This is a genomic window from Cupriavidus nantongensis, from assembly GCF_001598055.1.
In the GTDB taxonomy this organism is placed as follows: Bacteria; Pseudomonadota; Gammaproteobacteria; order Burkholderiales; family Burkholderiaceae; genus Cupriavidus; species Cupriavidus nantongensis.
The window spans coordinates 2,129,607-2,153,781 of the sequence record NZ_CP014844.1; the positions used below are offsets into that span (position 1 = coordinate 2,129,607).

The following is a 24,175-nucleotide window of genomic DNA, read 5'->3' on the forward strand; positions in this document are numbered from 1 at the left end:
GCGTACCAGCGTGCATGCCGAAGAGGCTGACCGTAGTAACACCAAAGTCTATCAACGTGTGAGGTGGAACATGGGTGAGAAGGAAGCAGCCGGCGAACTGGCGATCAGCGCTGCCGAGGTCGAAGCCGAACGACGCATAGAAGAGCGTTCGAAGGCGGCCGTTCAGGAGCTGGGTGAAAAGGCCGCCCGTGAGTGGGCGCGGCTGGATGTGGAGGACTTCGGCAAGATCAAGGACAGAAACCTTGCGCGCTTCGCCGCCGTCACGATCACAGACAACATGGAAAACCCGGCATATAAGGCCGAGTTTGAGCGCGCGGGCGTGGAGACTGTGGCGCTCATTCATTCGTTGAAAGCGGCAAACGACGCTCTGGTCGCGGAGAAGGAAGGGCGCAAGGCGGGCGAATTCGAGGCCATGCGTAAAGAACGCCAAGAGCGCGCGATGACTTGGACGCCAGAAGAGGCAGCGATTCAAGCGCAGATCGATGTAGCGGACTATGCCAGCGCGCTGTGTGACCACCTCACGAACTTGAAGCTCGTGTCGCGCTACGAAGTGGATTACCGGCTCAACGACATGGCTGAGTATGCCAAGGCGAACCCGGATTATCGTGAAGCGTTGGAGAAAGCGGTACCAGACTTGGCAAAGGAAATCGACCAGCGAAACACGGTGGCTCAACAACTGGCGGTCAAAGGGACGTATGTGGGCACAGTCACGGCTTTGAGTGGCACCCACCTGGAGCAGAAGGTCGGACGAGATCCACGTGGTGTGGTGGTCCACGACAGGCGAGCGTTGGGTGGTGACGACGTGGTTGTTGGAAACGTGGTGACGATCACCTATGAGATGGGAAAAGGTCGGTTGCGCAATCACGAGCTGGCGGTCGAGCAGCAGGGGATGGGACGTTGATCCCTCTCGCCATTTTTGATGTGACTTAGATTCGGGGGAATGATGTCGAAGGAAAATACTGGTAGTGAAGAAGCATTGATGGAGGCGCTTGCATCCGACGATTTCGGCACGGCTAAGGCGCTACTGACCGAGCACAAGATCTCGCCAACGGTGCGGGATTGGACACGTTCCAATATGTCGCCGCTCGCGTATGCAATACGCCGCAACGACGCGGAGTTCGCGGCCGAACTGATTGCGGGTGGAGCCGACGTGAACGGCTTTGCGTTCGGTGACATCCCCTTGATCGCGTTGGCGAACGCAGAGTGTGCTGAGCAGCTTGCGCGGGCGGGTGCCGACGTGAACGCCTCGATCAGGCGGGATTCCAGCGCGCTTGGCCTGGTGCAAGGCGCATCTGCGCTTATCCATGCTGCACACCGCAACGACGGCGTGTTGGTCGCAAAGCTCATCGTGTTGGGCGCTGACACCAGTGCGGTTGATCGCTTTGGAAGGACCGCGCTTCACTATGCTGCACGTAGCAATGGTGAGGCCGCCAAGGAGCTTGTCGCAGCCGGCGCGGACCTCATGGCGGCCGATCAATTCGGAAAGACACCGAGCGACTATGGACTGGTCGCCGGTGTGCCAGCGCGGACGTCCGAAACGCGGACGCGGCAGCATGCTGCAGTCCGCTCCGCATTGGGGGCAGAATCTCCTAAGGAGGAAGACCTCTTGCAGGCGCTTGAAGGTTTTCAGTACGCCATGGGTGACAAATTGTCTTTGGATCATGGCGAATTTTTGTACCTGGATGGCAAGGACAGTTTGGGCATGAACTTTGCCGTTGTTCCGCGCACGATTGACCTTCCGGTTACTCGTTTCTGCGAGGAAGGTGAGCTGGAGTCCTATATGGCCGACCAGCAACTCGTTACGCGGGAGCGCGACGCCGTGCGCGCGTTCTTTTTGATCAGCCAATTGCGGGACCGTCAAGCGCACGAGCAAATTGTCGAGCCGCCAGAGAATGCGATCATCGGCATCCCTCGCACTGTCAGCCACGGTGCCATCGACTTGAACGAATACATCTCGCGGATTGAGAGTAGCGGTAGCGCGGCTTTTGGTGACGGTACTCAAGATGGGCCGGACACGCTCCTTCGTGGTAGATATGTTCGCGATGGTGCAGGGCAGTACCGCCGCCTCGGCGAGGAACACATTGCCTTGGTGGACGATGGTGACAAGATCCGGTTCGCGGACAAGGAAATCGATACCTTCCAGGCAGCGAGTGAACTGGCTGAAGCAAAGAACTGGCAAGGGGTTCAGGTCACAGGCGCGGAAGAGTTTCGCGCTAAGGCATGGTTCGCTGCACGGCTCGCAGGGTTGGACGTGCAGGGCTACGAGCCGACCAACAAGGATCTTGACCGTCTTGAGAGCGCTGTGGGGCAGGCCCTATCGAGCTTGTTGGCAGATCCCCCATCTCGTGACCGGACGGAAGCCCCGCCTCAGGAGATGAACCCGAAGGGCGACACGCTCTACCAGGCGCCGGCAAGCGGGACCTTTGTCGGCAAAGTTATGGCTCTGAGTGCCGACCACCTTGAGCAAAAAGTCGGCCGCGATCCGCGTAATGTTGTCGTCCATGACCGGAGCGTTCTAAGCGGCGACGACGTGGAGGTCGGTCACCTGGTCACGGTCAGTTATGAGCGGGGCAAGGGCCGGCTACAAAATCATGATCTGGCCGTTGAGCACCGGGGAGTAGGGCGTTGACTTGCGGGTAACTGCGGGCAAGAAATGGCACGCGAAGCAGTCTTTGCGTGCCAACAATGTACTCGTCATGTATGATATTCAGCATTATTTGATGCTCTTCATATCAACTACTGAGCACAAGGATGATCCCGATTGAGGTTTTTGCTGCAAAAGATCCGTCAGGGGCTCTGCAGGGAATCATGATGACGGTCCCTGTGGGTTGCGGCCTGAAGCAAGCCGACACGCTCCGCATTCATGGAACGCAGCTACTCGCCATGGAAAGGCGGTCGGTCCTTCCTATCGATTTGCCGAAGGTCGACGAAGAAAGTCTGAAGGACCTGGTGGAGACCGCCAAGCTCGGGCGCCCGCTAGCCGTGGGCGAGTTCACGGCGTTGGGCCTTGCTGATAGCTACTTGCTTACGCTCGAAGTTGCCGGCGCGAAAGCTGGTGAGGAAAGCCTGTGATGGACCGGATTCAGGAGATTTCACCGGCGCTGGCCGATGCTCAGCCTGCGTTGATGGCAAAGGAAGACGCGCGCGCGGCAGGGTATGCGCACCGCCTGGCGATTGCCAAGCGGTTTGGGGAGCGTGTAGAGGCCGGTGACGCCGTATTCATCAGCGGCAGGACAGTCTCCATGGGAATGCCCTATACCGTCAGCGCTGGTGAGCGACGGCCGATCATGGGCTTCAACCGGTGGATGCTGCTGCAGGTGATGCAGGATCGTGGATGGTCCGATTCGAGATTCTTCACAAGCCAGCAGATATCGGCCTCAGGCTGGAGCTTGCGCGATAACGCGCAGCCGGTCGTTCTCCAGTTCGTGAACGCGACAGACGGCACAGGAACGGCATTGGCGGTCCCGGAGGTCAAGCGGTTCGCCGTGTTCAATGCCGTGCACGTCGAAGGCGTACCTGCGTATGAGCCGGCCCCCAAGCTGTCCAGCAAATCGTTGGAAGCTGCGATGGTGGCGGCAGACTTCGAGCCAGGCACGGAGATCCTCGAAGCGCTGGCGGCTTGGGTGGATACCCAGTACCGCGAACTCGGCGGGCAAGATGGACAAGCCGATCAAGCTTTGGCGCAAGCACTGGCCATGTCGGCGGTACTTTCAGAAGTCGATTGGCAAGATGCTCCGGGCACTGCCGCTCAGAGCGCGTTGCAGCGGCATGTAGCGCGATGGTCGAGCGCGGAATGGGTGCGCGACACGGTCGCACTGATCGAGGCCGACCCGTCGGCGTTCTTCGATGCGGTACGCGTCTCGGAGCTTGTAGCTTCCCAAGTCCTCATCCAAACACGCGTCGCACACCTGGAGTTGCGGACGGAAACCGATATTCAAACTGCTCGGCAAGAGGCCGTATCGACAACGCTGCCACAGGCAGAGCAATTTCCGGAGGGCCAAGCCGTGAACGAGGCCAAAATGGAACTCAGTCAATCCGGACTCGCGCAGACCGGCAGTGACCGACAAGCAGCTAAAGGCATAACGCACAGCGCTCGCGTAGAAGCGATGTTTGCAGAGCGCGAAGCGGTATTGGCCGTTCCGTTCGCCGACAAGGACCGCGCAAAGGAGTTGGGCGCTGTTTGGTACAAGCCTCAAATGGTTTGGTTCGTCCCGAAAGGCTTGGACGTGGCCACGTTCAAGGAGTGGGATCCGCGCGATAACTGTCTGGGTAAGACTGCTGCCGAACAAGAGGTGATTGACAGCTTCCGGGCGGCAATGAAGGACATGGACCTTGATGTCCCGGATGACATTAAAGCGGACGGGAAATGGCATAACGTGCGCACCTTCAGCAAGAAGGGACCGAATAAGTCAGGCGCCTATCTTCTGGACCTTCAGGGCGGGCGCGACGGCACACCGATCGGGGCGATTAACGACAAGTACACGGGTGAGTCACAGTCTTGGAGGTTCGACGGTCCTCTGCTTACGCCCGAGCAGAGGGCGCGTATGCGAGCCGAGGCCGTGCGCCGAGCCGAGTTGGCTGACCGGGCCGTGCAACGGGCACAAGCAGTGGCTGCAGAGCACGCCGCAGAAATCGTGGCGCAAGGACAGCCGGCAGCAGGCCATGGGTACGTGCGCAAGAAGGGCATTGCCGCCGAGGGACTGGTTCAGGTCTCCGGCAAAGTCCTGCTTGGCTATGAGGAGTTCATTGGTGAAAACGGCAAGTCGGCGATCCGTGAGGACCAGAACTATTTGATAGTGCCGATGCGCAACGCTGCGGGCGAGATCCGGGCGGTGCAGGCCATCAACGAGGATGGCACTGTCAAGTCGTTCATGCGTGGAGCGCAGAAGAAGGGAACGATGACAGTATTGGGTGCGCCGTCTCTTGATGCCCTGTGCGCGCATGCTGTCGCTTCCCCCGACCAGGCTGCCAGGGCAGCGCTGTTCGTGGAGGGCTTCGCTACGGGCGCGTCGGTCAGGCAGCCAACAGGCTTGCCGGTGATTGTTTGCTTTGACGCCGGCAATCTGGAAGCGGTAGCGGCCGAGGCATCGCGCAAGTGGCCTGACAACATTGTGCCCATCATGGCCGTGGACAACGATCAATTTCATGTTGAGCGGGCTCTTGGCTACTTGGCAAAGGACCTGGGAGTCAATCCGAACTCGCAGCGCGGCAGCATGGTGGAAGTGCTCAGCGGCAAGTACTCCTCTCGCATGGTGTCGCTTGGCGACGCTGTCGCCGATGGTGAGTGGCACCAAGCGCCCAAAGGACGCTATTGCATGTCCCTGGAGCGCGAGCACGACTCTACGGAAGTGCGATCCATCTCGATTGAGGCTGTGACCCAAGAAGGGCAGCGTCCGGTCCGGCTTTCGTTTGGCAACCGGGGAGTAGAGGCTGGTCGGGCTGCGCTAGACGCCTTCGCCGGTCCCGCGAAAGAGGGCGAACAGGAACAGGGGACGACTTCACGAGCGGTCATGTTGGTGCCTGAGTTCAAGTCCCTGCAAGGGCGGCCGACTGACTGGAACGACTTGGCTGGGAGCGAAGGCGCTCAATCAGTTTCCAGACAGGTTATGTCGGCGCTGGGGATCCCACAGCAGAGAGAGGTGCGAAGGGTTGTTCAAAGCCCTGCGCGGGTCGTGCAGCACACCAGCGGCGCGATGGAACGGTAATCACACATAGGCGATGCGACTCGCTCGCAAGCTCACGTGGAAAGAAACAGCCAACTTGAGGTGACTATGGAAGCAAAATTCGAGATGGAGTTAAGCGTACGTCGGAAGGCGCTGAGGCAGATTTACAAGGCATATTCCTTAGCAGAGAAGTTTGGAGGGCCACGGGGTATTTGGGTGGGTGGAACTGCCTTGCTGTCTTTCACCATCATGTTTCTTTCGTTTGCCTGCGGGGTTAAGGGCATCGTCGTTATTGCACTGCCATTGTTCGTGATTGCCGTGGGCATGGTCGGTATGCGGAGGACTAGTCATCGAGCATTCTGGGACAAGCTATTTGAGCTACTGGAGGGGTATGAGCCGCGTGCTCAGGGGGAGTACCGGCATCTGCAGGAGGTCGTGAAGGGGGGGCGGTGGGATGAATTCAATGCCGCATTCCGGCAGTGGCACGCATCAGAACACATGCTCACTACGCCGGCGCATACCCAGGCGAACAGTGGCGCGGCGCATCGCTTTGCCAGTAAGGCAATATCTCGCGAACCGACTGTCGTCGAGCCCGACGAGAAGTGGCAGGCTCACGCCTATCCGTTACAGCAGATCTCAATCTTTCTGCAGGGAACTCGGCACAGCGACAGGGCGAGCTTGGTCGATCAGCTTCAAACGGTGGCCACCAGACTGCAAGCGGGCGACATGGCGGGGACGGAGCATGACGACGACTTCGGTTACAGCTTCAAGGTGGATCTGGCATCGAAGGGTCCGTCGTTCTTCGATGGCCCCTGTGAGAGCGCTTGAAAAATCCGGAGCCTGATGACGTATGCGCAAAGAGAACGTTTTTTTGGTAACGGGCCGGCTTTCCGAGGGAACGGCGTCGGGCCGAGAGCCGCGTGGCGAGCTTATCCAGCGAATCGTATGCGCCGCGAACGAGCCCGCGCTGCACGAGTTCTTGGATAGGTCGTTTCCGGGCTTCCTCGTGATTGGCATGGTGAACCTGGCCGCCTTGGAGGAAACAGCGCGGCAAATCAAGGTCGCTCTTGCTGGGTCGGCCGGCGCGCTGCAGGTGTTCGTGGATCCCTCCATGTCTCATTGATACCAAGGGAGGGCAACAAATCTCATGCGTCTGGTGCTTCGGCCTGGCGTTCTACGCGCGTGCGTGCAATAATGAAACTGTTAATTAAGTGTTAATTGTGAGCGTCGATGAGGGTCCTATGGAGATGAGTGAGGCACGGCATTTGGGCAGTCGCCCCAGCTACATGAGCCCAACCGTCGGTAAGGATGGGGTATGGGGCTCTGCGGGCTCTCACGCGCTGCGTGGCGCCTTGCAGCGGCAGTCGCCCCGAGGGGTGATGGATTTGCTGAAGTCGATGGATGCCCAATCCATGGCCCACGTTCTGCGCGAGACCAACTTCAAAGTCGATGAGAAGCTGGTGGAACGCGGACGTGCAGCGGTGTTTGAAAGCGTCAAGGGCGATCTACAGGCGGCATTGACGAAGGGCGTCGATGGCTCTGGAGTGCGCAAGGCAGGAACCGGAATCCAACGCGAGACGAATGGCCGGGTGGTGCAAGAAAGCGCTCGTACACGTGTTGCGGCCGGGACAGACTTTGCCGGTGAGCATCGTGCAGCGGAACTGATTCAATCCGTTCTGAAAGCGCCGATGGTGCGAGTCGCGACGCTCGGAGATCAGCCGCTCCCACAGCGCGCCTCGCTGCAGATGGTTGCAGCGCAGGCGCTGCAGAAGGGCGTCCTTGGGTTCGGGTTCGATGGGTTGCCCGGCAAATACGCGGTGCCGGTGCCGATGGCCGACGTGGTCGAACTCCACCGACAGGCGGCCATTGAAGTTGCTACGCAAACAACGCGTGCTGGCCTGCTTGCCTGGGCTTCGGGCGTGAAAGTGACGGGACTAAGTGAGTGGGTGCCGGACAGCGTGCAGCGACTGCTGCACGGCAGCGTTTCACGGGACGCGGCCGAGATTGTCGTAAGTGGACTGACCAGCGGGAGTATTGCGCGCCATGCACAGGAATACGGTCTGCATGGCGTAGCAAACCTGCTAGCAGCCAACGGTCTCGATCCCGATGCGCCGACTATTGGCGAACAAGCACAAGAGATGGGGCTGCAAATCAAGGAACCGGATCGCGAGCGTGGTCAGTATTTTGGGACGGTGGTCGCTCAGGACCACCGGGCGAGCCTGATCAAGATCAAGCGCGATGAAGCGATCGAGCTGCCATTTGCGCAAATACCGGGGGTTCGGCCGCGCATTGGCGAGGCGCTACGGCTCGGATTCAAATTGGGAACGTTGAGCGTAAGTTCGAAATCCGCTGGCATCGAAAGCAACGCGCGGTAAGTGCAAACGCTACAGGCCCCAGTGAGAGGTGCGACTCGCTGGCGCCATCGCTGAGGAAATTGGCCAGTCTGATCTGCGCACATCTCTCGCATCCGCATTAATGAATAAATTTGTACCCATGAAAATCGACCAGCAAGAAATCTCATTGTATGTGCAGGCGATCAAATCGTCCTTTGAGAACGGTGCGTTTTCGCAATCAGATTGCCAACACCTGGCATACATGTTTGCCCAAGGCGGGCTGTATGGTCGCGTCTTGCAGCATGGTGTTTTGCTGGACTTGCCGGCCAAGGCAGGGATCGCGAACTTCATCAGGTTGATCCGTGAGAACCTCGAAGCTCCCGTGGTCGATGCGAATACCGATATCTCCTATGCGCTCAACCGCCCGGCTAACTATGTGAACGCAGATCAATTGCGGCCGGACTTCGTCAAGGATTCGGATCTGTCTTTCAGAGAATTCCTGACGAATCTCTTGAGCGGCATACAAGCGGATATTGTCGAACTCTCTGTTGAGGCAGAAGCACTGCCGACGGACAAGAAGACGGATGCGCACTACGTGATTGGCATGTTGGAGGTGACTGCCCGAAACCTTGACGCGGCTTTTGCCGATCCTGCGGGCGCCTCTGATATGGCGCCCAGCGAATTGGCACGCTTCTTCGAAGATAGCTGCCGCTTTGTCGCCTCGGTAAAGAGCGAGATGCATCATTAATCAATGAACAAGGAGGGTGCGATGTCGGGGATGTTCGAACGCCTGCGTGCTGAAGCTGAACGAGTGAGCGAGGCCAATAAGATGGCCCTGCTGCATACGAAAGGTCGTGGGAACCTGGATCTGGTGGACAAGTTCAGTGGTCGAGCGGCGCAGCAGAGGATCCAAACTGGCGGGATTTTGGTAAGCGGCGGATCCTTCCTCGGAATGGCCGGCGTAGCCATGGCAAATCAGGCCGCTGCTTTGGGCGCTTCTGGTCTGTTGGCGTCGGCTTCTACGGCGATGGCTGGGCTTGGCACGGTAGCAGTCGGAACTGCTGTACTTCCTGCTGTAACAGTGGCGACATTGGGTGCGTCGGTGGCAGGCCTCGCAGTGGTGGCGGCCAGCAAGCTGATGCGAGTAAACATGGATAAGGGATTCGCTTTTGCCGATGCGCTCCAACAGGGGGATAAGGAGCAGTTGCAATCCCTAGGGAAAGCAAATCTTGGACTCGGTGACTGGATCAAAGGGGCACGGAATCTCCTGGTCGACAGCTTCAAGCAGCAGGGCAAGCTGGAAGCCAAACACAATCTTCCCGCAAAGACATACGATGCAGCGTTTGAGTACGAAATGGAGGATCTGTTTGGCGACGCCGAGGATTCCAGACTGGGCAAGCAAGGTCTGGTTGAAAGGGTGGCGTCGGAGATTTGGGATAAACACGGAATCGTTGTCACTGACGATAAAGTCCATGCTTGCCTTGGTAAGACCCGTGGGAACGATTCCACTTACGGGAAGATCCTTGGAATCGATAAAGACCGAGGTGTTGTCATCCAGTCTATCGGCCGAGGTCAAGCCACGATTCACAATCTGAAGGACTTCGCCGTTGAACCCAAGCTTGGCGCGGAAATGATGGTTTCCTACCGATCCGGCCAAATGCTGAATACCCCAGCGAAGGACATGTCGCGCAGCGTTGGTAGCGATCTGGGACGCTGAGACCATGTCCAGGGACAACGGCAGCCTCGCAGCGACTTCGCTGCAAATGGATCTGTTCAGCGAAACGACGCTGCAGAATGCGCAACCTGTCGAGCAGGCGACAGCAGTCGTGGAAGAGCCTGCGCAACCCCAACAGGCTGCGGTCGCCTCTAAGGGAGGCCCTGCCGTTGCCGCCGCTGTGGAGACGGCGCCGGTCGTAGTCGGGGGCATTGCCGACGCTGGCGAGGAGTTGGTAGCCAATCGGCGCAATCGTGGCAAGGTGGCTACCACTTGGTCGGATCTTGAAGGGCTGAATGACACTCTGAAGGTCAAAGAAACGGTAAAGGGCAATGTCTGGCTCAAGCCGGACTACCAGCAACTCATCGATGCAGGCATGCAGCCGATGGTTGCGCATATCGTCAAGCAAGTCTATGACAGCGTCGCCGCCAAGCCTGCGGTCAGCGCCAGCACGAAGACTACGGATGCACACCTGCAGACCTACATCGGCGGAATGCAGCGCATCGAGCAAGGCCTGATGAAGTGGACGCAGGACACGAAGGCGCTCAAAGCCTGGGCCAACTCGAATATCCGTGTGGCGGGCGCCATGCTGGGGAAACAGGTCGCGCTGTCTGAACTCGGGCCGGCGACGTCTCTGCTGGAATATGTCTATCCGGACGGATGGCGTGCCCATCGCGATGAGCTGCGAATCGTTGGGGGGAACAAGCTCCTCGGCGCCCTGCAGCCTGGCTACGAAGAGATCAAGCGCGCGGGCAAGGCCATTGATGCCGGTTGGCCGAACAAGCGAGAATCCTGGGAGGTTCAGGGATACAAGGTTCTTGAGCGGCCGAGGGTAAGCGTTGACCCCAATGAGTTCAGATTCAGTAAGAAGTATTCGCTCTCGGTCGACCGCTATTACATCGACACATTCAATACTGAGGAAGCCGCACAGGCCGCCGCAGCGGCCATCAAGCCTTTCGTACTGGTTGGCAAGCGTGGCTTTCTCGATTCCTTCGACTCGCGGGAGTTGGCGGTTGAGGCGGCAAAGGAACGTTCTCGCGGCGGCAAAGACACGGAACGTCAACTCATCGAGAAGGGTTACAACGTCATCGACGCTGAGCGCGTTGGCGTCAGTCGGCGCATGGAAGGCGAGGACATTAGCAGCGAGCGGCTAATGGAAGAGTTCGGGCTGCGCGGTGTGAACTTCGGCAATTGGATGAAAACGCCCGCCGCGCGTGCCGAAGCTCAGATGCACCTGAACCATGCCTATGACGCCTTTCACGATCTAGCCGACATCCTGGACGTGCCACCGAAGGTGTTGTCGTTGGGCGGCATGCTCGGGTTGGCCATCGGCGCGCAAGGCCACGGAGGCAGGAATGCTGCGCACTTCGTGCCAGGTGTGAACGAAATCAACCTGACCCGGACCACTGGTGCCGGCGCCCTCGCACACGAGTGGGCCCACGCGGTCGATCACTACTTTGCCCGCCAGGCGGGGCTCGATACGGCTGAAGAGCCCTATCTCAGCGAGCATGCTCTGTTGGGCGAAACGAAGACCCGGCATGAACTGGTCGCGGGAAAGTACGTGCCAGTCTCCTCACCGCGTTTTGGCGAAGTGCGCCCGGAAATTGTCGGCGCGTTCAAGGGGCTGGTGCAAACCATGACCAAGCGCCTGCAGACCGTGGAAGAGGCTCAAGCCGTTGATGCGGCCTATCAGCAGCGTCTGGAAAAGAATGTGAACGGATGGCTTGCCTCGATCGGCCGCGACTTCAAGGAGCAAGAAGCTGAGTTCGCCGTGCTGGCTGAGCGCGTGCGCAAAGGCGACTTCGGCGGGGAGATGGTCGCGGTTGGTCGAAGCACTCTCCTGCATCCGGTGGTGGTCGAGATGCGGGATCTCTACAAGGCCAAACATGGCCGCGTCTACTCGATTGAGCAACTCAAAGGTCTGCAAAGCAATCTGGACTCGCTCGCTTTTCGACGTGACAAGTCCGCACACCAGCAGGCGATGGCTGCCGACGCGGACGTGGTTCCGGAGCGCCGACGGGTCAGCACCGACTATGCGCTGAATGCGGCGAAGCTGGATAAGGACAAGGGCGGAAAGGTCTACTGGTCCACGAAGTGCGAGTTGTTCGCCCGTGCCTTTGACTCGTTCGTCGCGGATAAGTTGGAGGCAAAGCAAGCCAAGAATAGCTACCTCTCCTTCGGTGTACGAGAAACCGAAACCGTGCCAGTTGGAACAGAACGAGATGCCATTCACTCGGCCTTCGATGGCCTCATCGGTGAGTTTGTCGTGCGCGAGTCGGAGTTGGGACCGGCATTGTTTTCGGCCGGACCGGGGCGGGGGTCGGCGCTACCACTACCCGAGATCCACGCGGAGATCGAGCGTCTGCGCGGAGAGTGGAAAGGCATGCCGCCGGTGCTGGTCGTTGGTAAGCCCACCGATCTTCCATTTGAGGCGCCTTCCAATGCTGATGGCGCGTACCACGACGGCAAGGTCTACGTGGTGGCGGGAAACATCGGCGACATGCGGCAGTTGCAAAAGGTGATGGCGCACGAATGCATCATGCACCATAGCCTAGAGGAAATGCTGGGCAACTATGGCTTTGCCAAACTCCACCACGGCGTCCAGTCACTTATCGCGAAGGGCGACGAGACGGTATGTGCAATTGCCGAGAACGTGAGGTCACGCTACGGCGTCCTTCCTCCGGATATCCAAACCAAGGAAATTGTGGCAAGGGCAGGGGAGCAGTGTTTGGATGAACAGGGCAACGTTCGTGTCCAGTACGGGTTCATGAAGGGAGTGTTTGCCGGCGTGACCGGCTGGCTGCGCGATCACGGCATCTCAGTGCCCTTCACCAATGTCGAGCTGCAGGGCATTCTGCACAAGAGCGCCGAGTTGGCAAAGGACGGCCCATTGCTTCGCGCCGGCCGTCGCGAGCAGTCGCTGCAGGAAAAGGTCGTGGGCATGCTTAGCGGGCTCTTCGTCGGCAAGATCCTCGGCGTAGCGGATGGGGTTGTGACGCAGAAGGTCGGACGCGCTGGTGAAACCGTGCTGCACTCGATGGCGGACTTGTCCGGGCCAATTGAGGTGGGAGAAATCGCCGAGATTGCTTACAAAGACGGCAAAGGTCTGGTCCGAGAGCCGGAACAGCATCACGTGCGCAGTGTAGACCGCTAAGGCAGCGCGATATGGCAGAAGGCACGAATACACCTCCATTCCTGCTCGTTCGGGTCCAGGATGATTTGCACGGCGCTCACGTCACGGAGCGCGGTTTGCGGCTTAAATACGAACGAGATTCAGAGTTCGCCGAGTACCGAAATACGCTGCACTGGTCTGTCAATTGTGCAGTCGCAGATCACCCGTATGGACGCTTCAACGAAACAACTGACGGGAGTCTGATTGGAAAGATCGTAATCATCGCGGATCCGAGAGAACTACCTGTGCCTGCAGGCTTGGGAGAGGTTGATACTTGGTACCGGATGGATGCCTCACCACGATTGGATGGGAGTCTGGATCGAGGGCTGGACGTTGGGAAGAATGCGACCATCATCGCCCCGGTAGGTACGGCGGTCCCAGATGGTACAAAGGTCATTCATTACGAAGGTGGGATTGCCGAACGCAATGCCGCGATCAGCCAGGTACTTAGCTCCTCTGGGATCGAACCACGCATCGCGGGGATGTGGTCGTGGCAGAACACCGAGGGAATAGGCCGGTGGGCGACAGACACTGCCGACAGAGTCTATGGATCTCGCGCCGAGGACATCCATATCGGGCCGCATAGCAGCAGCGTCGACGATGCGATAGAGGCCGGTGCGCGACTTGGCGCTATGGTTAAAAGATTCGAGACCGACCGCCTGTACACGCTAGGAGACGGCGCTGAAGTACCGATGTACGGCTTGATCACTGCGCGCATACATGGGCAACGTGAGACGCTTAATGTCATTCTCGACGGAATGACTCCGGACGAGAGGAGTCGCAGCGGCGCATACTACGAATGGCGCCTCTCTTCACTTTCGCAACTCGAAGAGAGGGCCTCGACTATCAATGAAAATTGGCGGACGCATTTGGAAGGAGTGGATGAGCTTCTTCCGCGAGCGCCGCTGCCGATGGCACCGCCTCCACTGCCGTTGGCGCCGCCTCCACTGCCGATGACACCACCGCCGCTGCCGTTGGCACTTACGTCGCCTTCAATGGCGATCCCGACCAAACCACACGGTCTGTTCATCGGAAGAGTTTTGGGAATCGCGGATGGAATGGTCACCCAAAAGGTGGGGCGCGCTGGCGAAACTGTCACGCACCGGATAGCGGATCTGTCCGGGCCGGTCACGGTGGGCGAGATCACTGAAATTGCCTACAAGGATGGCAAAGGCGTCGTGCGGGAGCAAGACCGTGGTCAAGCGCGTGGCGTTGATCGCTGAATGCAGCGCACCGGAAATTGGAACATTTGAGAACCAGAAGAAGAGGCAGCCATGATCGACGGCTACTACATCAAGAGAATCGGGCAAAACCGTGGGGCACCCAGAGTTTGGCTGGATCGTCAGACGGAGCGTGCCGGCTTTGAACCTGGCCAGCGCTATGACGTTGTCGTCCAGGGACGCACAGTTGTGCTGCAGGCGAATCCTGACGGAAGCCGCGTCGTATCCAGCAAAAAAGATGGCGAGAAGACCAATCCGGTCATCGACTTGAATTCACGCGAGTTGCTCGCGTTGTTCGATGGCATGAGTTCGATTCGGGTCGCGGTCCAGCAGGGGAAAATCTACCTGTTGCCTCTGGCATCCGAACTGAAGAAGCAGGAGCGCTTCGGCCGGCTACGGGAGAAGCTAGAGGCTGGTGATCCGTTGGCCGTGGGGAGCCTTTCGCACGGTGGCGGAATCTTGTCCCATGCAATCCATTCGGGCCTGAAGGCATCCGGTGTCGAAAACAGATTGGCCTTCGCGAACGAGATTCGCGAGGAGCTACTAGAGCATGCGGCGGCCCATAACGACGCATGGGACGAGAACACCGTGCCCTTCTCCGCGCCCCTGCAGGAGCTTGCCTTTGATGAGCGCGGTGTTGCCAACATTCCCAAGGTCGAGATCCTCGAAATGGGACTGCCCTGCAGCGGCGAATCGCGTGCTGGGAAGGCCAAGCGGGGATTGTCCAACGGCGAAGCGCATCCCGATGTCGGCCACCTGGTTGTCGGCGCGTTGATTATCTTGAGCAAAGCGAATCCGGCAGCCGTTGTCTTTGAGCAAGTGCCCACCTACGCCACCAGCGCGAGCGCCAATATTCTGCGCAACCAATTGCGTGACATGGGGTACGTGTGCCATGAGCGCTTGCTCCGAGGCAGCGAATGGGGCGCCCTGGAGGATCGCACTCGTTGGTGCATGGTCGCAGTGAGCGAAGGCATCGAATTCGACTTTGATCAACTTCAGCCGCCTGGCCGTAGCCAGCAGAAACTTGGGGACGTACTTGAGAACGTTCCGGAGGATCATCCATCGTGGTCGGCCATGGCCGGGCTCCGAGCAAAGGAGATTCGCGATCGTGAGAATGGCAAGAACTTTGCGATGCAGATCTTCGATCCCGATAGCGAGCATGTCGGCACAATCACGAAGGGGTACGCTAAGGTCCGAAGCACCGATCCGAAATTGCGCCACCCGAGCGACCCCAATTTACTCAGGCAATTCCTTCCGAGTGAGCACGCCAGAATTAAAGGTGTGCCGGAGCATCTCGTGGACGGTGTGTCCGCTACGGTGGCCCACGAGATCCTCGGCCAAGGCGTTGTGTACCCGCCTTTTGTCGGCGTTGGGAAGCACCTGGGCGAGTCGCTCGAATCAGTGGTTCCCGGCCGTCGGCCAGCACGGAGATCGGCCGTGATCGTCAACGATGATGACGCGCCACTCTCAGCCGAGGTGCGGATTGCCGCGCTCGCTGCGGAGGTGGTTGCAGAGCTGAAGAAGCCCAACATGCAGGCCAGCACCTATTACGGTCGGATCGTCGCGGCTGATCGCGACGTGTTCATCATGGATGTTGGGAGGCAGTCCGGCATTGTGCTTGAGCGTGACGCGCTGGATCGAGCGCCCAAGCTGGGTGAAAACGTCCGCGTGGTATGCCGGGAAGGCCGAGCGGTTGTCGAGGCGCAGGTGAAGCCCGTGCAAATGGCGTTGGGCTTGTAGTGGTTCGCGGAGCTATCCGACATGGCCTGGGCATCGAGCGAGGCCAGAGTACGGCCAAACGCTGACCTAAACCGCTGAAATCGGTCCTTCACCAAGCTCGCAGAAATGGGTACGCAGCAAGCGGCTCTTTCGGTCGATGAGTGCAAGAGAGCGGTCATCGACTTTTGCCAAAGGTACCCAATTGCGCTCACAATTGGGTACGTGATCAGAGACAAGCAGGAGGATGCCCTTGGAATCCCAGAAGCCACAAAAGAACGCGCCGGCACCATTGCAGGAGCCTACTTTCCTGCAAGACGTCGAGTCGCCCTCGCAGTTTCCAACATTCGTGGTACGCAAGACGTTGAACGAACGCTGCGCCACGAACTCCTCGGACACCTTGGAATCAATACTTTCTCGGCAATTGACAAGCGAGCCCTACTCGCCGGGATCGCAGAGGCCCGAGAGCAGCCAGGCTTAATTGATCTGTGGCGCGACGCGGAGCGCGAGTATCCGCATGAGCCTGTCGGGAGACAGGCTGAAGAGGTGTTTGCCTCCGCCTGCGAGTTGATTTCGCCTGACTGGTACCGCCGCGCGCCGGCTGGACAGCTAGCCTTCGCCGAAGTGTGTGAGAACCGGAAGCGCCCGATGTCACTGCAGGACCTGGTGGACATTGCAGCACTGGTAGCGGATGGACTGCACCGGGGCGAACGGCATCAACAAATCTTCCCAGTCCGAGACAACGATCAATTCTGCGAGGGCTCGTATGTTGGCCCCGTCCTGAAGATCGATGGTCCGGTTGCTTTGCAGCGCATCAATCGACAAGGGGAAGTTGTGAGGCACAGCCTCGTCGCACTCTCCGAGACGGTCGAAGTGGGCAAGATAGTTCAGATCAGCTACAAGGATGGCCTCGGGCGTGTCAGCACGCTGGGCCCGGCTCGCGGAGTTGAGCGGTGATGCGCTGAGTCTTTGGGCGAAGTTTTTGGTACGCTCCTCGAATCAGAACGCGCATTCGTTACTGCCATGGTCCGCAGGCAAACCACGACGATATCGCTCGCAGACGTTTTCCCCATGTTGGCCGAGCGCAGCAAGGTGCTGCCGCGTACCGGTGTTTGGTCCTTCGAGCCGAAGTTCGACGGGTACCGCATGCTCGCCACGCGTGACGCCCTGAAAACGCGGGGCGGCGCGGATGCGACGCGCTGGTTTCCGGAGCTTGTTCACGCCCTCTCTGCCCTTCCTGCTGGCCACCACATCATTGACGGTGAGGTGTGTTCTGTTGGGTGTAGTTTGTGAGTTTACTTCTCTCTGATATCGTCAGGCCTCAGGCGGAAAATATCGGAGAGAGCTTGGGGATAGCTGCTGCAGACAACCCGGAATTCTCTCGACGGCGGTGGATCGATGCGCGCGACGACCTCCCACGACTACCGAACTGACAGTCCTAGCCTTAAATAAAAGGGCCGTGAAGCTTTGGCGGCCCCCCTGACGGCACCCATGCGACTTCTGTTCAGCACTCCCAGCTTCACATATGCAGGCTATCCGCGGCCAGGGCTTCCGATCATCGTCGGCGATGACATGCGTCCGCTGCAGCCGGTTCAAGACTTTATTGTGTGGAAGCTTCTGGGGCAAGGAAAGCATCTAAGCTTACTAACATGGGAAGACTACGGTCGCCGGCTATGGGACTTCTTCTCGTTTCTAGGCGCCAACGGTTTAGACTGGGACGAACCGTGCAGAGAGCCAGGCAAGAGCCCGCTGGCCAGATACCGCAACTGGTCTCTCGTTGAACTGAAACTTAGCCCGAAGACGGTGAACGGTCGTCTCCGGATCGTTTGTGAGTTCTACGAATGGGCAGGTAGAAATGGACTCATCGACGGGGTGCCATTTGGCTACTTGGCGACTCGGCGGGTCACGCATAATGACCTTCTGACGCATGCGCGAAGCGATGCAAGTACCGTCAGTCGTCCTGATCTTCTAATCAGGGAGCCCTCTCTGCTACCAGAGTTCCTCTCGAAGGAGCAACTGAGGGTGTGCCGCTGCGCGCGTGCGAATGCAAGCACCATGCTGCTTTTCGACTTGGCCGCCCGAGTCGGCCTCCGCTCATGCGAGGCACGAACCTTCCCGCTCAAATACGTTTTCAATCCGGCAGCACGCGCGGACTGCCTGCCGAGCCAGATGATCCGTGTGAGGCTCGATCCGCGAGATATGTGGCTCAAGTTCAACAAGCCCCGGGACGTGGATATCCCCTACTCGCTCATGGAGAACATGTATTCGTACACGCTGTTCGAGCGAAACAGGCTTTCTGCGAATGGTGACGCTCGTGTCGAGTGTCTGGTGCTAAACGTCTATGGCAAGCCGTACACCAGGTCGGCCATAACTGAGGCATTCAAAGGACTCTCTGCACAGGTCGGGTTTCGAGTGCGCGCACACATGCTTCGCCACAGCTATGCAGTCCATACCCTTGCGCGCCTTCGAAAGGAACAGAATTTCCACGGAGAACCCTTGTTGTACGTGCGCGACCGGCTCGGCCACAGCAGCGTCGACACAACAATGATCTACCTACGCCAAGTCAACCAGTTGGCAAGTAGTCTTGTGCTCGCGCTCGAGCACGAGTTCGACGAGCTCTTCGGCATCGCGAGCGATCAAGACGAAGAAGGATTGCGACGTGCCTAGAGCGAAGAACTACGCCATTGCAGCGGGGACTTCGCGGCCAGACCCAGCTATCGAGAAAAGCCGCTTCACACGGAAGTCGGCGCTTAGCGCCGACTTCCGTGTGAAGCGGCTTTTCTCGATAGCTGGGTCTGGCCGCGAAGTCCCCGCTGCAATGGCGTAGTTCTTCGCTCTAGGCACGTCGCAATCCTTCTTCGTCTTGATCGCTCGCGATGCCGAAGAGCTCGTCGAACTCGTGCTCGAGCGCGAGCACAAGACTACTTGCCAACTGGTTGACTTGGCGTAGGTAGATCATTGTTGTGTCGACGCTGCTGTGGCCGAGCCGGTCGCGCACGTACAACAAGGGTTCTCCGTGGAAATTCTGTTCCTTTCGAAGGCGCGCAAGGGTATGGACTGCATAGCTGTGGCGAAGCATGTGTGCGCGCACTCGAAACCCGACCTGTGCAGAGAGTCCTTTGAATGCCTCAGTTATGGCCGACCTGGTGTACGGCTTGCCATAGACGTTTAGCACCAGACACTCGACACGAGCGTCACCATTCGCAGAAAGCCTGTTTCGCTCGAACAGCGTGTACGAATACATGTTCTCCATGAGCGAGTAGGGGATATCCACGTCCCGGGGCTTGTTGAACTTGAGCCACATATCTCGCGGATCGAGCCTCACACGGATCATCTGGCTCGGCAGGCAGTCCGCGCGTGCTGCCGGATTGAAAACGTATTTGAGCGGGAAGGTTCGTGCCTCGCATGAGCGGAGGCCGACTCGGGCGGCCAAGTCGAAAAGCAGCATGGTGCTTGCATTCGCACGCGCGCAGCGGCACACCCTCAGTTGCTCCTTCGAGAGGAACTCTGGTAGCAGAGAGGGCTCCCTGATTAGAAGATCAGGACGACTGACGGTACTTGCATCGCTTCGCGCATGCGTCAGAAGGTCATTATGCGTGACCCGCCGAGTCGCCAAGTAGCCAAATGGCACCCCGTCGATGAGTCCATTTCTACCTGCCCATTCGTAGAACTCACAAACGATCCGGAGACGACCGTTCACCGTCTTCGGGCTAAGTTTCAGTTCAACGAGAGACCAGTTGCGGTATCTGGCCAGCGGGCTCTTGCCTGGCTCTCTGCACGGTTCGTCCCAGTCTAAACCGTTGGCGCCTAGAAACGAGAAGAAGTCCCATAGCCGGCGACCGTAGTCTTCCCATGTTAGTAAGCTTAGATGCTTTCCTTGCCCCAGAAGCTTCCACACAATAAAGTCTTGAACCGGCTGCAGCGGACGCATGTCATCGCCGACGATGATCGGAAGCCCTGGCCGCGGATAGCCTGCATATGTGAAGCTGGGAGTGCTGAACAGAAGTCGCATGGGTGCCGTCAGGGGGGCCGCCAAAGCTTCACGGCCCTTTTATTTAAGGCTAGGACTGTCAGTTCGGTAGTCGTGGGAGGTCGTCGCGCGCATCGATCCACCGCCGTCGAGAGAATTCCGGGTTGTCTGCAGCAGCTATCCCCAAGCTCTCTCCGATATTTTCCGCCTGAGGCCTGACGATATCAGAGAGAAGTAAACTCACAAACTACACCCAACAGAACAAACCTCACCGTCCAGGATGCCGCCGGCGGGCAGGCTGGCCAACGCGTCGACCAGCTCGGGAAACCAGGTCGTGGCGTCAGCCCCGTTTTTGGATTTCAGCCGCGGCGCGCCGCCAGTGGTGGCCAGCATGCGGTACCCGTCGAACTTGATCTCATAGTGCCAACCTGGCTCGCGCGGGATAGTCTTGCGCTCGCTCAGTAGCATGGGCTGCAACTCGTCTAACGTCGGAGCCGTCGGTAGCCAGCTGGCCATGGCTTCAGCCCGGGATGTCGCGCGGGTCGTTGCCGAACGAGTTTCGCTCTCGAATCTTGCCGTCGCGGCCGTGGATAAACAGCTCCACCTGTTTCAGCTTGGCGCGCTCGGTCCCTGCGGCCACAGCTTCCTCCTGAGTGTCGTACGTCTCCCGGCCGTTACCGCCCTCGGTCTCTACGGCCCAGCGGTCGTCGGCGGGCACTACGTGGATGTCTTGTCCGGGCATGGCTGTCTCCTGAAGTTTATGGAGCCAGTCTCTTCCGCGGCGGATGCTGCCGGTATCGGGCGCCGTCCGACAAACCTCCAACTGTATGGATATACAGTCCGCCATGACCGGCGGGGCCACAAGCAAAAAGCCCGCGCGTGGCGGGCTTTGGAGCGGTGCGGCTTCCAGCCTACTCTTCGGTGTCGTTCGCGTCCGTGTACTCGGCGAGCGAGAAGAGCAGGGTGGCAAAATCGGACAGAGACAGTTCCTTCTTGGTCAGGTCGACCATCATCTCTTCGAGTTCAGGCGAGCGCTGCACGGTAATGCCATGCAGCTCGAGGAAAGTCAGGCAGGTAACTAGGCCGGTGCGCTTGTTACCGTCGATGAAGCAGTGACCATGCCCGATGGCCTGCGCATAGGTCGCTGCGATTTCGAAGATGTCATCCACGCCAGCGTAATGCTGGGCGGTGGCCACTCTACCGAGAGCGCCTTCGAGGCGCTCTGGGATCTCACCGGGACGGCCAGGCTCCGTGCGCAGGATCAGGTCGTGAATCGCGCGGACCTGGTCGGCCGATATCTCGATGAACTCGCCGTTCATCGTTTAGCGAGGCGCCTAATTACGTCGTGGTGCTTTTCGATCACACCGGTCGCCACGTCCAAGACCTTACCCGATGCTGCGCGCTTCACGGTCGTGACCTTGCCGCCCACGACATGCCTTTCGAGGCTAGATTCAGCGGGCCTGGTTTGCCAGGAGCCCGTTACAGGGCTGCGCGCGACCGACGCGCGCTCACGGATCGGGATGTTGTACTTGGACAGGTTGACTTTGGACATGGGAAACCCTCGGCTTCTGCGATTCAGTATAACCGTGCCGGAAAAGAGAAGTGTATTTTGACGCTGGCCGTCACCCCGGATCGACAGAAAAACAAAAAGCCCGCATGTGCGGGCTTGTCGTCATTTCCAGCCGCCTTTTGGAGCGTAGGCGATTGGCACTGAGTGTCTCTCAGTTTGGTTGCGGGGGCAGGACTTGAACCTGCGACCTTCGGGTTATGAGCCCGACGAGCTGCCAACTGCTCCACCCCGCGTCCGTCGAAGAAAAGATTATATGGCATCCGGTTGCGCAATGCAACACCTGTTTAACAAAACCTGGCGGCGATGCGCATTGCCGCGTGCCATAACGATTAGATCGCCGCGGCGGGGCAGAGGTTCAGCCGGCCTCGGGGGTATTGCTTGTGCGCTGCCACAGCGCGGCCTCGAACTCGAAGCTGTCGCGCTGCTGCAGGTCGTCGCGCTGCCACATCACGCGGTCGCGGCGCACGGTCAGCATCCAGGTGGTGGTGGCCAGCGGGGTCGGGTGCGAGAACGCGCGCGGCGTCAGCACCGCGCCGCACGGACCGTGCTGCGGATCGCGTACCGAGGTGTAGCGGATCATGCCCAAGCCGGCTTCGCGCGCGATGCGGCCGAAGGCCTGGCAGGGCTCGTGGTTGTCCGGGTCGGTCCAGGCGGCGCGGTCGCGGTCGAACGGCGGCTGGTCGAGCGCCACGCCGGAGGTCTCGACGCGCACCTCGAACAGCGTCTGCGCGCGCGCGTCGATGCGGGGCAGCGCCGGGCTGTCATTGAGGAAGCGCCAGCGCCAGTAGCCCAGCTCGGCACACGCGGTGCGGATCTCGTTGGCGCCATAGAACACGCCCGGGTCCTGGCTGGCGCGGAAGCGCGAGCCCCAGGGCGAGGGCGGATAGCGGAACGGGGTGAACAGCAGATAGTGCAGATGGTGTGCCTCGACCGGCACCACCGGTTTGCCGGCATCGAGCACGGCTTCGAGTACTGCCTGTTCCTCCAGGCTGTCGACCAGCGGCATGGTCGAGACCACATGCTGGGCTTCCACCGCCCGCCACAGCGTGAGCGCGAACTGCCGGCGCTCAGATGCGACCGCGGGTGGCGTCCAGGTAGTGAACGACACGGACCAGACCTTCGGTGGTGCGGATCAGCTCGAGCGGCTTGCCGCCCAGCGCGAGGTTGTCATGGGTGAGCCAAAGCCGGGCCTGGTCGCCATGGCCCAGGATGGCGTCGAGCGAGCGGAACAGGCGCACGAACAGGACGCCGAATTCCCACTCCTTGCGGTGCGCGTCGAGCACATAGCCGCCCGACGCCATGCGCGAGACCGAGGCCGTGCTGATGCCCAGCACGCTTGCCACCATGGCCTGGCTGATGCCCAGGAAGCCGGCGGCGCCCATGACCGCCTTGGTCAGCGTGGTGCCGGGGTCGGGGCCGCCGGCGGGATCGGTTTCGGGAATCCGCCTCGATTGCATCGCCTATGCTCCTGTTTCTTCAGAAAGATTATAGGCGATGAATTTCAGAAGGGAAGGGGCTGCTGAAGAATTCCGAGCCTATGACGCGCCGCGCCGGTATTGCGGCGGGACGCGGTTAATAGGTTTCGATATGCAGCCGTCCTTCGGCCTTCATGGTGGTTTCCAGCGCCTTCCAGTTAAGACCGGCGCTGGCGCAGACCGTTTCAAATGCGGCCAGCACGCCTTCCTCCATGCCTTTCAGGCCGCAGATATAGACATGGCCGTTGGCGTCGCCCAGCAGTGCCGCGACGCTGTCGGCGGCGTCGCGGATCGCGTCCTGGACATAGCGGCGCGGCGTGGCCGGGTCGCGCGAGAAGGCGAAGTGGATTTCGAGGAAATCCCTGGGCAGCTTCAGCAGCGGGCCGAAGTAGGGCAGTTCGGCGGCATTGCGCGCACCGAAGAACAGCAGCCGGCGCCCGCTGAATTGGGCCAGGTTGCGGCGCATGCGCTCGGTCATGGCGCGCATCGGTGCCGAGCCGGTGCCGGTGCAGATCATCATCACGCTGGCCTCGGCGTGGTTGGGCATCAGGAAGGTCGAGCCGAACGGGCCCACCACCTGCACCGTGTCGCCCTTGGCGAGGTCGCACAGGTAGTTGGATGCGACGCCCCGCACCGGCTTGCCGTCGTGGTCCTGCTCGACCCGCTTCACCGTCAGCGCGAGGTTGTTATAGCCGGGGCGCTCGCCGTCGCGCGGGCTGGCGACCGAATACATGCGGATGTAGTGCGGCTTGCCCGCGGCATCGGTGCCGGGCGGCAGGATGCCGATCGACTGGCCTTCCAGGATCGGGAAGAAGTGGGTGCCGAGATCCAGCACGATATGGTGGATGTCGCTGGACGCATCCGCCGCGGTAAGCCGGTAATTGCCGGCCACGGTGGCGGTTACCGGGGCGCGCACGCCGTGCAGGTTCACATAGGGATGGGCGGCCGACCAAGGTGCGCGCGGCGAGGTATGGCGGCTGGTCTCGACCGACTGGATCGCGGCATCGTCGGCTGCGGTGGTGCCGCTGGCGGAGGTGGCCGGCGCGGCCTGGTCCGTGCTGTCCAGCTCCGGCAATGGCAACTCGGCCGGCAGCTCGTCCCACAGCAGCTGTGCCTCGATCGGGTAGGCCTGGCCGCGCAGCATGGTGCGCCAGTTGTCGATGGCGCCGGTCGGGCACGGCGACAGGCAGGCGTTGCAGCCGTTGCATACGTCGGCCCGGACCACATAGTTGCGGTCGTCATGGGTGATGGCGTCGATCGGGCAGGTGTCTTCGCAGGTGTTGCAGCGAATGCAGATTTCCGGATCGATCAGGTGCTGCTTGATGAGGTCGGGGGCGCCCAT

22 protein-coding genes and 1 tRNA gene are annotated in these 24,175 nt (G+C 59.8%); 14 read left to right on the forward strand and 9 right to left on the reverse strand.

Annotated features, from left to right (window positions below; all coding sequences use genetic code 11):
- Positions 1-70 precede the first annotated feature (70 nt).
- From A2G96_RS10015 to A2G96_RS10080, 14 genes are all read left to right on the forward strand, one after another.
- Positions 71-901, forward strand: coding sequence for a KfrB domain-containing protein (locus A2G96_RS10015; RefSeq protein ID WP_062798876.1), 831 nt, complete (start codon positions 71-73; stop codon positions 899-901).
- A 39-nt stretch (positions 902-940) separates the two neighbouring features.
- Positions 941-2,629 carry an LPD7 domain-containing protein gene (locus tag A2G96_RS10020; RefSeq protein WP_082818905.1) on the forward strand — a complete coding sequence of 563 codons (1,689 nt, stop codon included), beginning with the start codon at positions 941-943 and terminating at the stop codon, positions 2,627-2,629.
- A gap of 122 nt (positions 2,630-2,751) precedes the next feature.
- On the forward strand, positions 2,752-3,072 hold the full coding sequence (locus A2G96_RS10025; protein ID WP_062798881.1) for a hypothetical protein: 321 nt from the start codon (positions 2,752-2,754) through the stop codon (positions 3,070-3,072).
- Positions 3,072-5,705 (forward strand): DUF5710 domain-containing protein, encoded by a 2,634-nt coding sequence (locus A2G96_RS10030; RefSeq protein WP_062798883.1) that lies wholly within the window; start codon positions 3,072-3,074, stop codon positions 5,703-5,705. The genes A2G96_RS10025 and A2G96_RS10030 overlap by 1 nt, the downstream gene beginning before the upstream one ends.
- Before the next feature lie 66 nt (positions 5,706-5,771).
- A complete protein-coding gene (locus A2G96_RS34030) occupies positions 5,772-6,491 on the forward strand; it encodes a hypothetical protein (protein ID WP_062798885.1) in 720 nt (239 codons plus the stop codon).
- A 22-nt stretch (positions 6,492-6,513) separates the two neighbouring features.
- A complete protein-coding gene (locus A2G96_RS10040) occupies positions 6,514-6,786 on the forward strand; it encodes a hypothetical protein (RefSeq protein WP_062798887.1) in 273 nt (90 codons plus the stop codon).
- 256 nt (positions 6,787-7,042) lie between these two features.
- Positions 7,043-8,038 (forward strand): hypothetical protein, encoded by a 996-nt coding sequence (locus A2G96_RS10045; protein WP_150124106.1) that lies wholly within the window; start codon positions 7,043-7,045, stop codon positions 8,036-8,038.
- Positions 8,039-8,156: 118 nt separating this feature from the next.
- Entirely contained in the window at positions 8,157-8,744 is a 588-nt protein-coding gene (locus tag A2G96_RS10050; RefSeq protein ID WP_062798892.1) for a hypothetical protein, read from the forward strand.
- 21 nt (positions 8,745-8,765) lie between these two features.
- The gene (locus tag A2G96_RS10055) at positions 8,766-9,713 is read left to right on the forward strand and encodes a KfrB domain-containing protein (RefSeq protein WP_062798894.1); all 948 of its coding nucleotides are present in this window, start codon (positions 8,766-8,768) and stop codon (positions 9,711-9,713) included.
- A 4-nt stretch (positions 9,714-9,717) separates the two neighbouring features.
- The gene (locus A2G96_RS10060; RefSeq protein WP_150124107.1) at positions 9,718-12,864 is read left to right on the forward strand and encodes an LPD1 domain-containing protein; all 3,147 of its coding nucleotides are present in this window, start codon (positions 9,718-9,720) and stop codon (positions 12,862-12,864) included.
- An 11-nt stretch (positions 12,865-12,875) separates the two neighbouring features.
- Positions 12,876-14,105: a KfrB domain-containing protein gene (locus A2G96_RS33195; protein ID WP_150124108.1), complete on the forward strand. Its 1,230-nt coding sequence runs from the start codon at positions 12,876-12,878 to the stop codon at positions 14,103-14,105.
- 51 nt (positions 14,106-14,156) lie between these two features.
- Positions 14,157-15,842, forward strand: a complete 1,686-nt coding sequence (locus tag A2G96_RS10065) for a DNA cytosine methyltransferase (protein WP_062798898.1) — start codon at positions 14,157-14,159, stop codon at positions 15,840-15,842.
- 201 nt (positions 15,843-16,043) lie between these two features.
- A complete protein-coding gene (locus A2G96_RS10070; protein WP_150124109.1) occupies positions 16,044-16,775 on the forward strand; it encodes a KfrB domain-containing protein in 732 nt (243 codons plus the stop codon).
- 534 nt (positions 16,776-17,309) lie between these two features.
- Positions 17,310-18,485, forward strand: a complete 1,176-nt coding sequence (locus A2G96_RS10080) for a tyrosine-type recombinase/integrase (protein ID WP_062798903.1) — start codon at positions 17,310-17,312, stop codon at positions 18,483-18,485.
- Between the two features lie 169 nt (positions 18,486-18,654).
- On the opposite strand, the gene A2G96_RS10085 is transcribed toward A2G96_RS10080, so the two are convergent.
- From A2G96_RS10085 to boxA, 9 genes are all read right to left on the reverse strand, one after another.
- A complete protein-coding gene (locus A2G96_RS10085; protein WP_062798903.1) occupies positions 18,655-19,830 on the reverse strand; it encodes a tyrosine-type recombinase/integrase in 1,176 nt (391 codons plus the stop codon).
- Positions 19,831-20,028: 198 nt separating this feature from the next.
- Positions 20,029-20,256: an ATP-dependent DNA ligase gene (locus tag A2G96_RS10090; RefSeq protein WP_150124110.1), complete on the reverse strand. Its 228-nt coding sequence runs from the start codon at positions 20,254-20,256 to the stop codon at positions 20,029-20,031.
- A gap of 52 nt (positions 20,257-20,308) precedes the next feature.
- The gene (locus tag A2G96_RS10095; RefSeq protein WP_062798907.1) at positions 20,309-20,530 is read right to left on the reverse strand and encodes a DUF2188 domain-containing protein; all 222 of its coding nucleotides are present in this window, start codon (positions 20,528-20,530) and stop codon (positions 20,309-20,311) included.
- Positions 20,531-20,699: 169 nt separating this feature from the next.
- The gene (locus A2G96_RS10100; RefSeq protein WP_062798908.1) at positions 20,700-21,107 is read right to left on the reverse strand and encodes a type II toxin-antitoxin system death-on-curing family toxin; all 408 of its coding nucleotides are present in this window, start codon (positions 21,105-21,107) and stop codon (positions 20,700-20,702) included.
- Complete coding sequence (locus tag A2G96_RS33200) at positions 21,104-21,340, reverse strand: hypothetical protein (RefSeq protein WP_150124111.1); 237 nt, start codon at positions 21,338-21,340, stop codon at positions 21,104-21,106. The genes A2G96_RS10100 and A2G96_RS33200 overlap by 4 nt, the downstream gene beginning before the upstream one ends.
- A 175-nt stretch (positions 21,341-21,515) precedes the next feature.
- Positions 21,516-21,591, reverse strand: a tRNA-Met gene (locus A2G96_RS10105).
- Between the two features lie 122 nt (positions 21,592-21,713).
- Positions 21,714-22,466, reverse strand: coding sequence for an RES family NAD+ phosphorylase (locus A2G96_RS10110; protein WP_082818906.1), 753 nt, complete (start codon positions 22,464-22,466; stop codon positions 21,714-21,716).
- Positions 22,426-22,815 carry an MbcA/ParS/Xre antitoxin family protein gene (locus A2G96_RS10115; RefSeq protein WP_062798913.1) on the reverse strand — a complete coding sequence of 130 codons (390 nt, stop codon included), beginning with the start codon at positions 22,813-22,815 and terminating at the stop codon, positions 22,426-22,428. The genes A2G96_RS10110 and A2G96_RS10115 overlap by 41 nt, the downstream gene beginning before the upstream one ends.
- Positions 22,816-22,930: 115 nt before the next feature.
- Positions 22,931-24,175 (reverse strand): benzoyl-CoA 2,3-epoxidase subunit BoxA, encoded by a 1,245-nt coding sequence (boxA, locus tag A2G96_RS10120; protein WP_062798914.1) that lies wholly within the window; start codon positions 24,173-24,175, stop codon positions 22,931-22,933.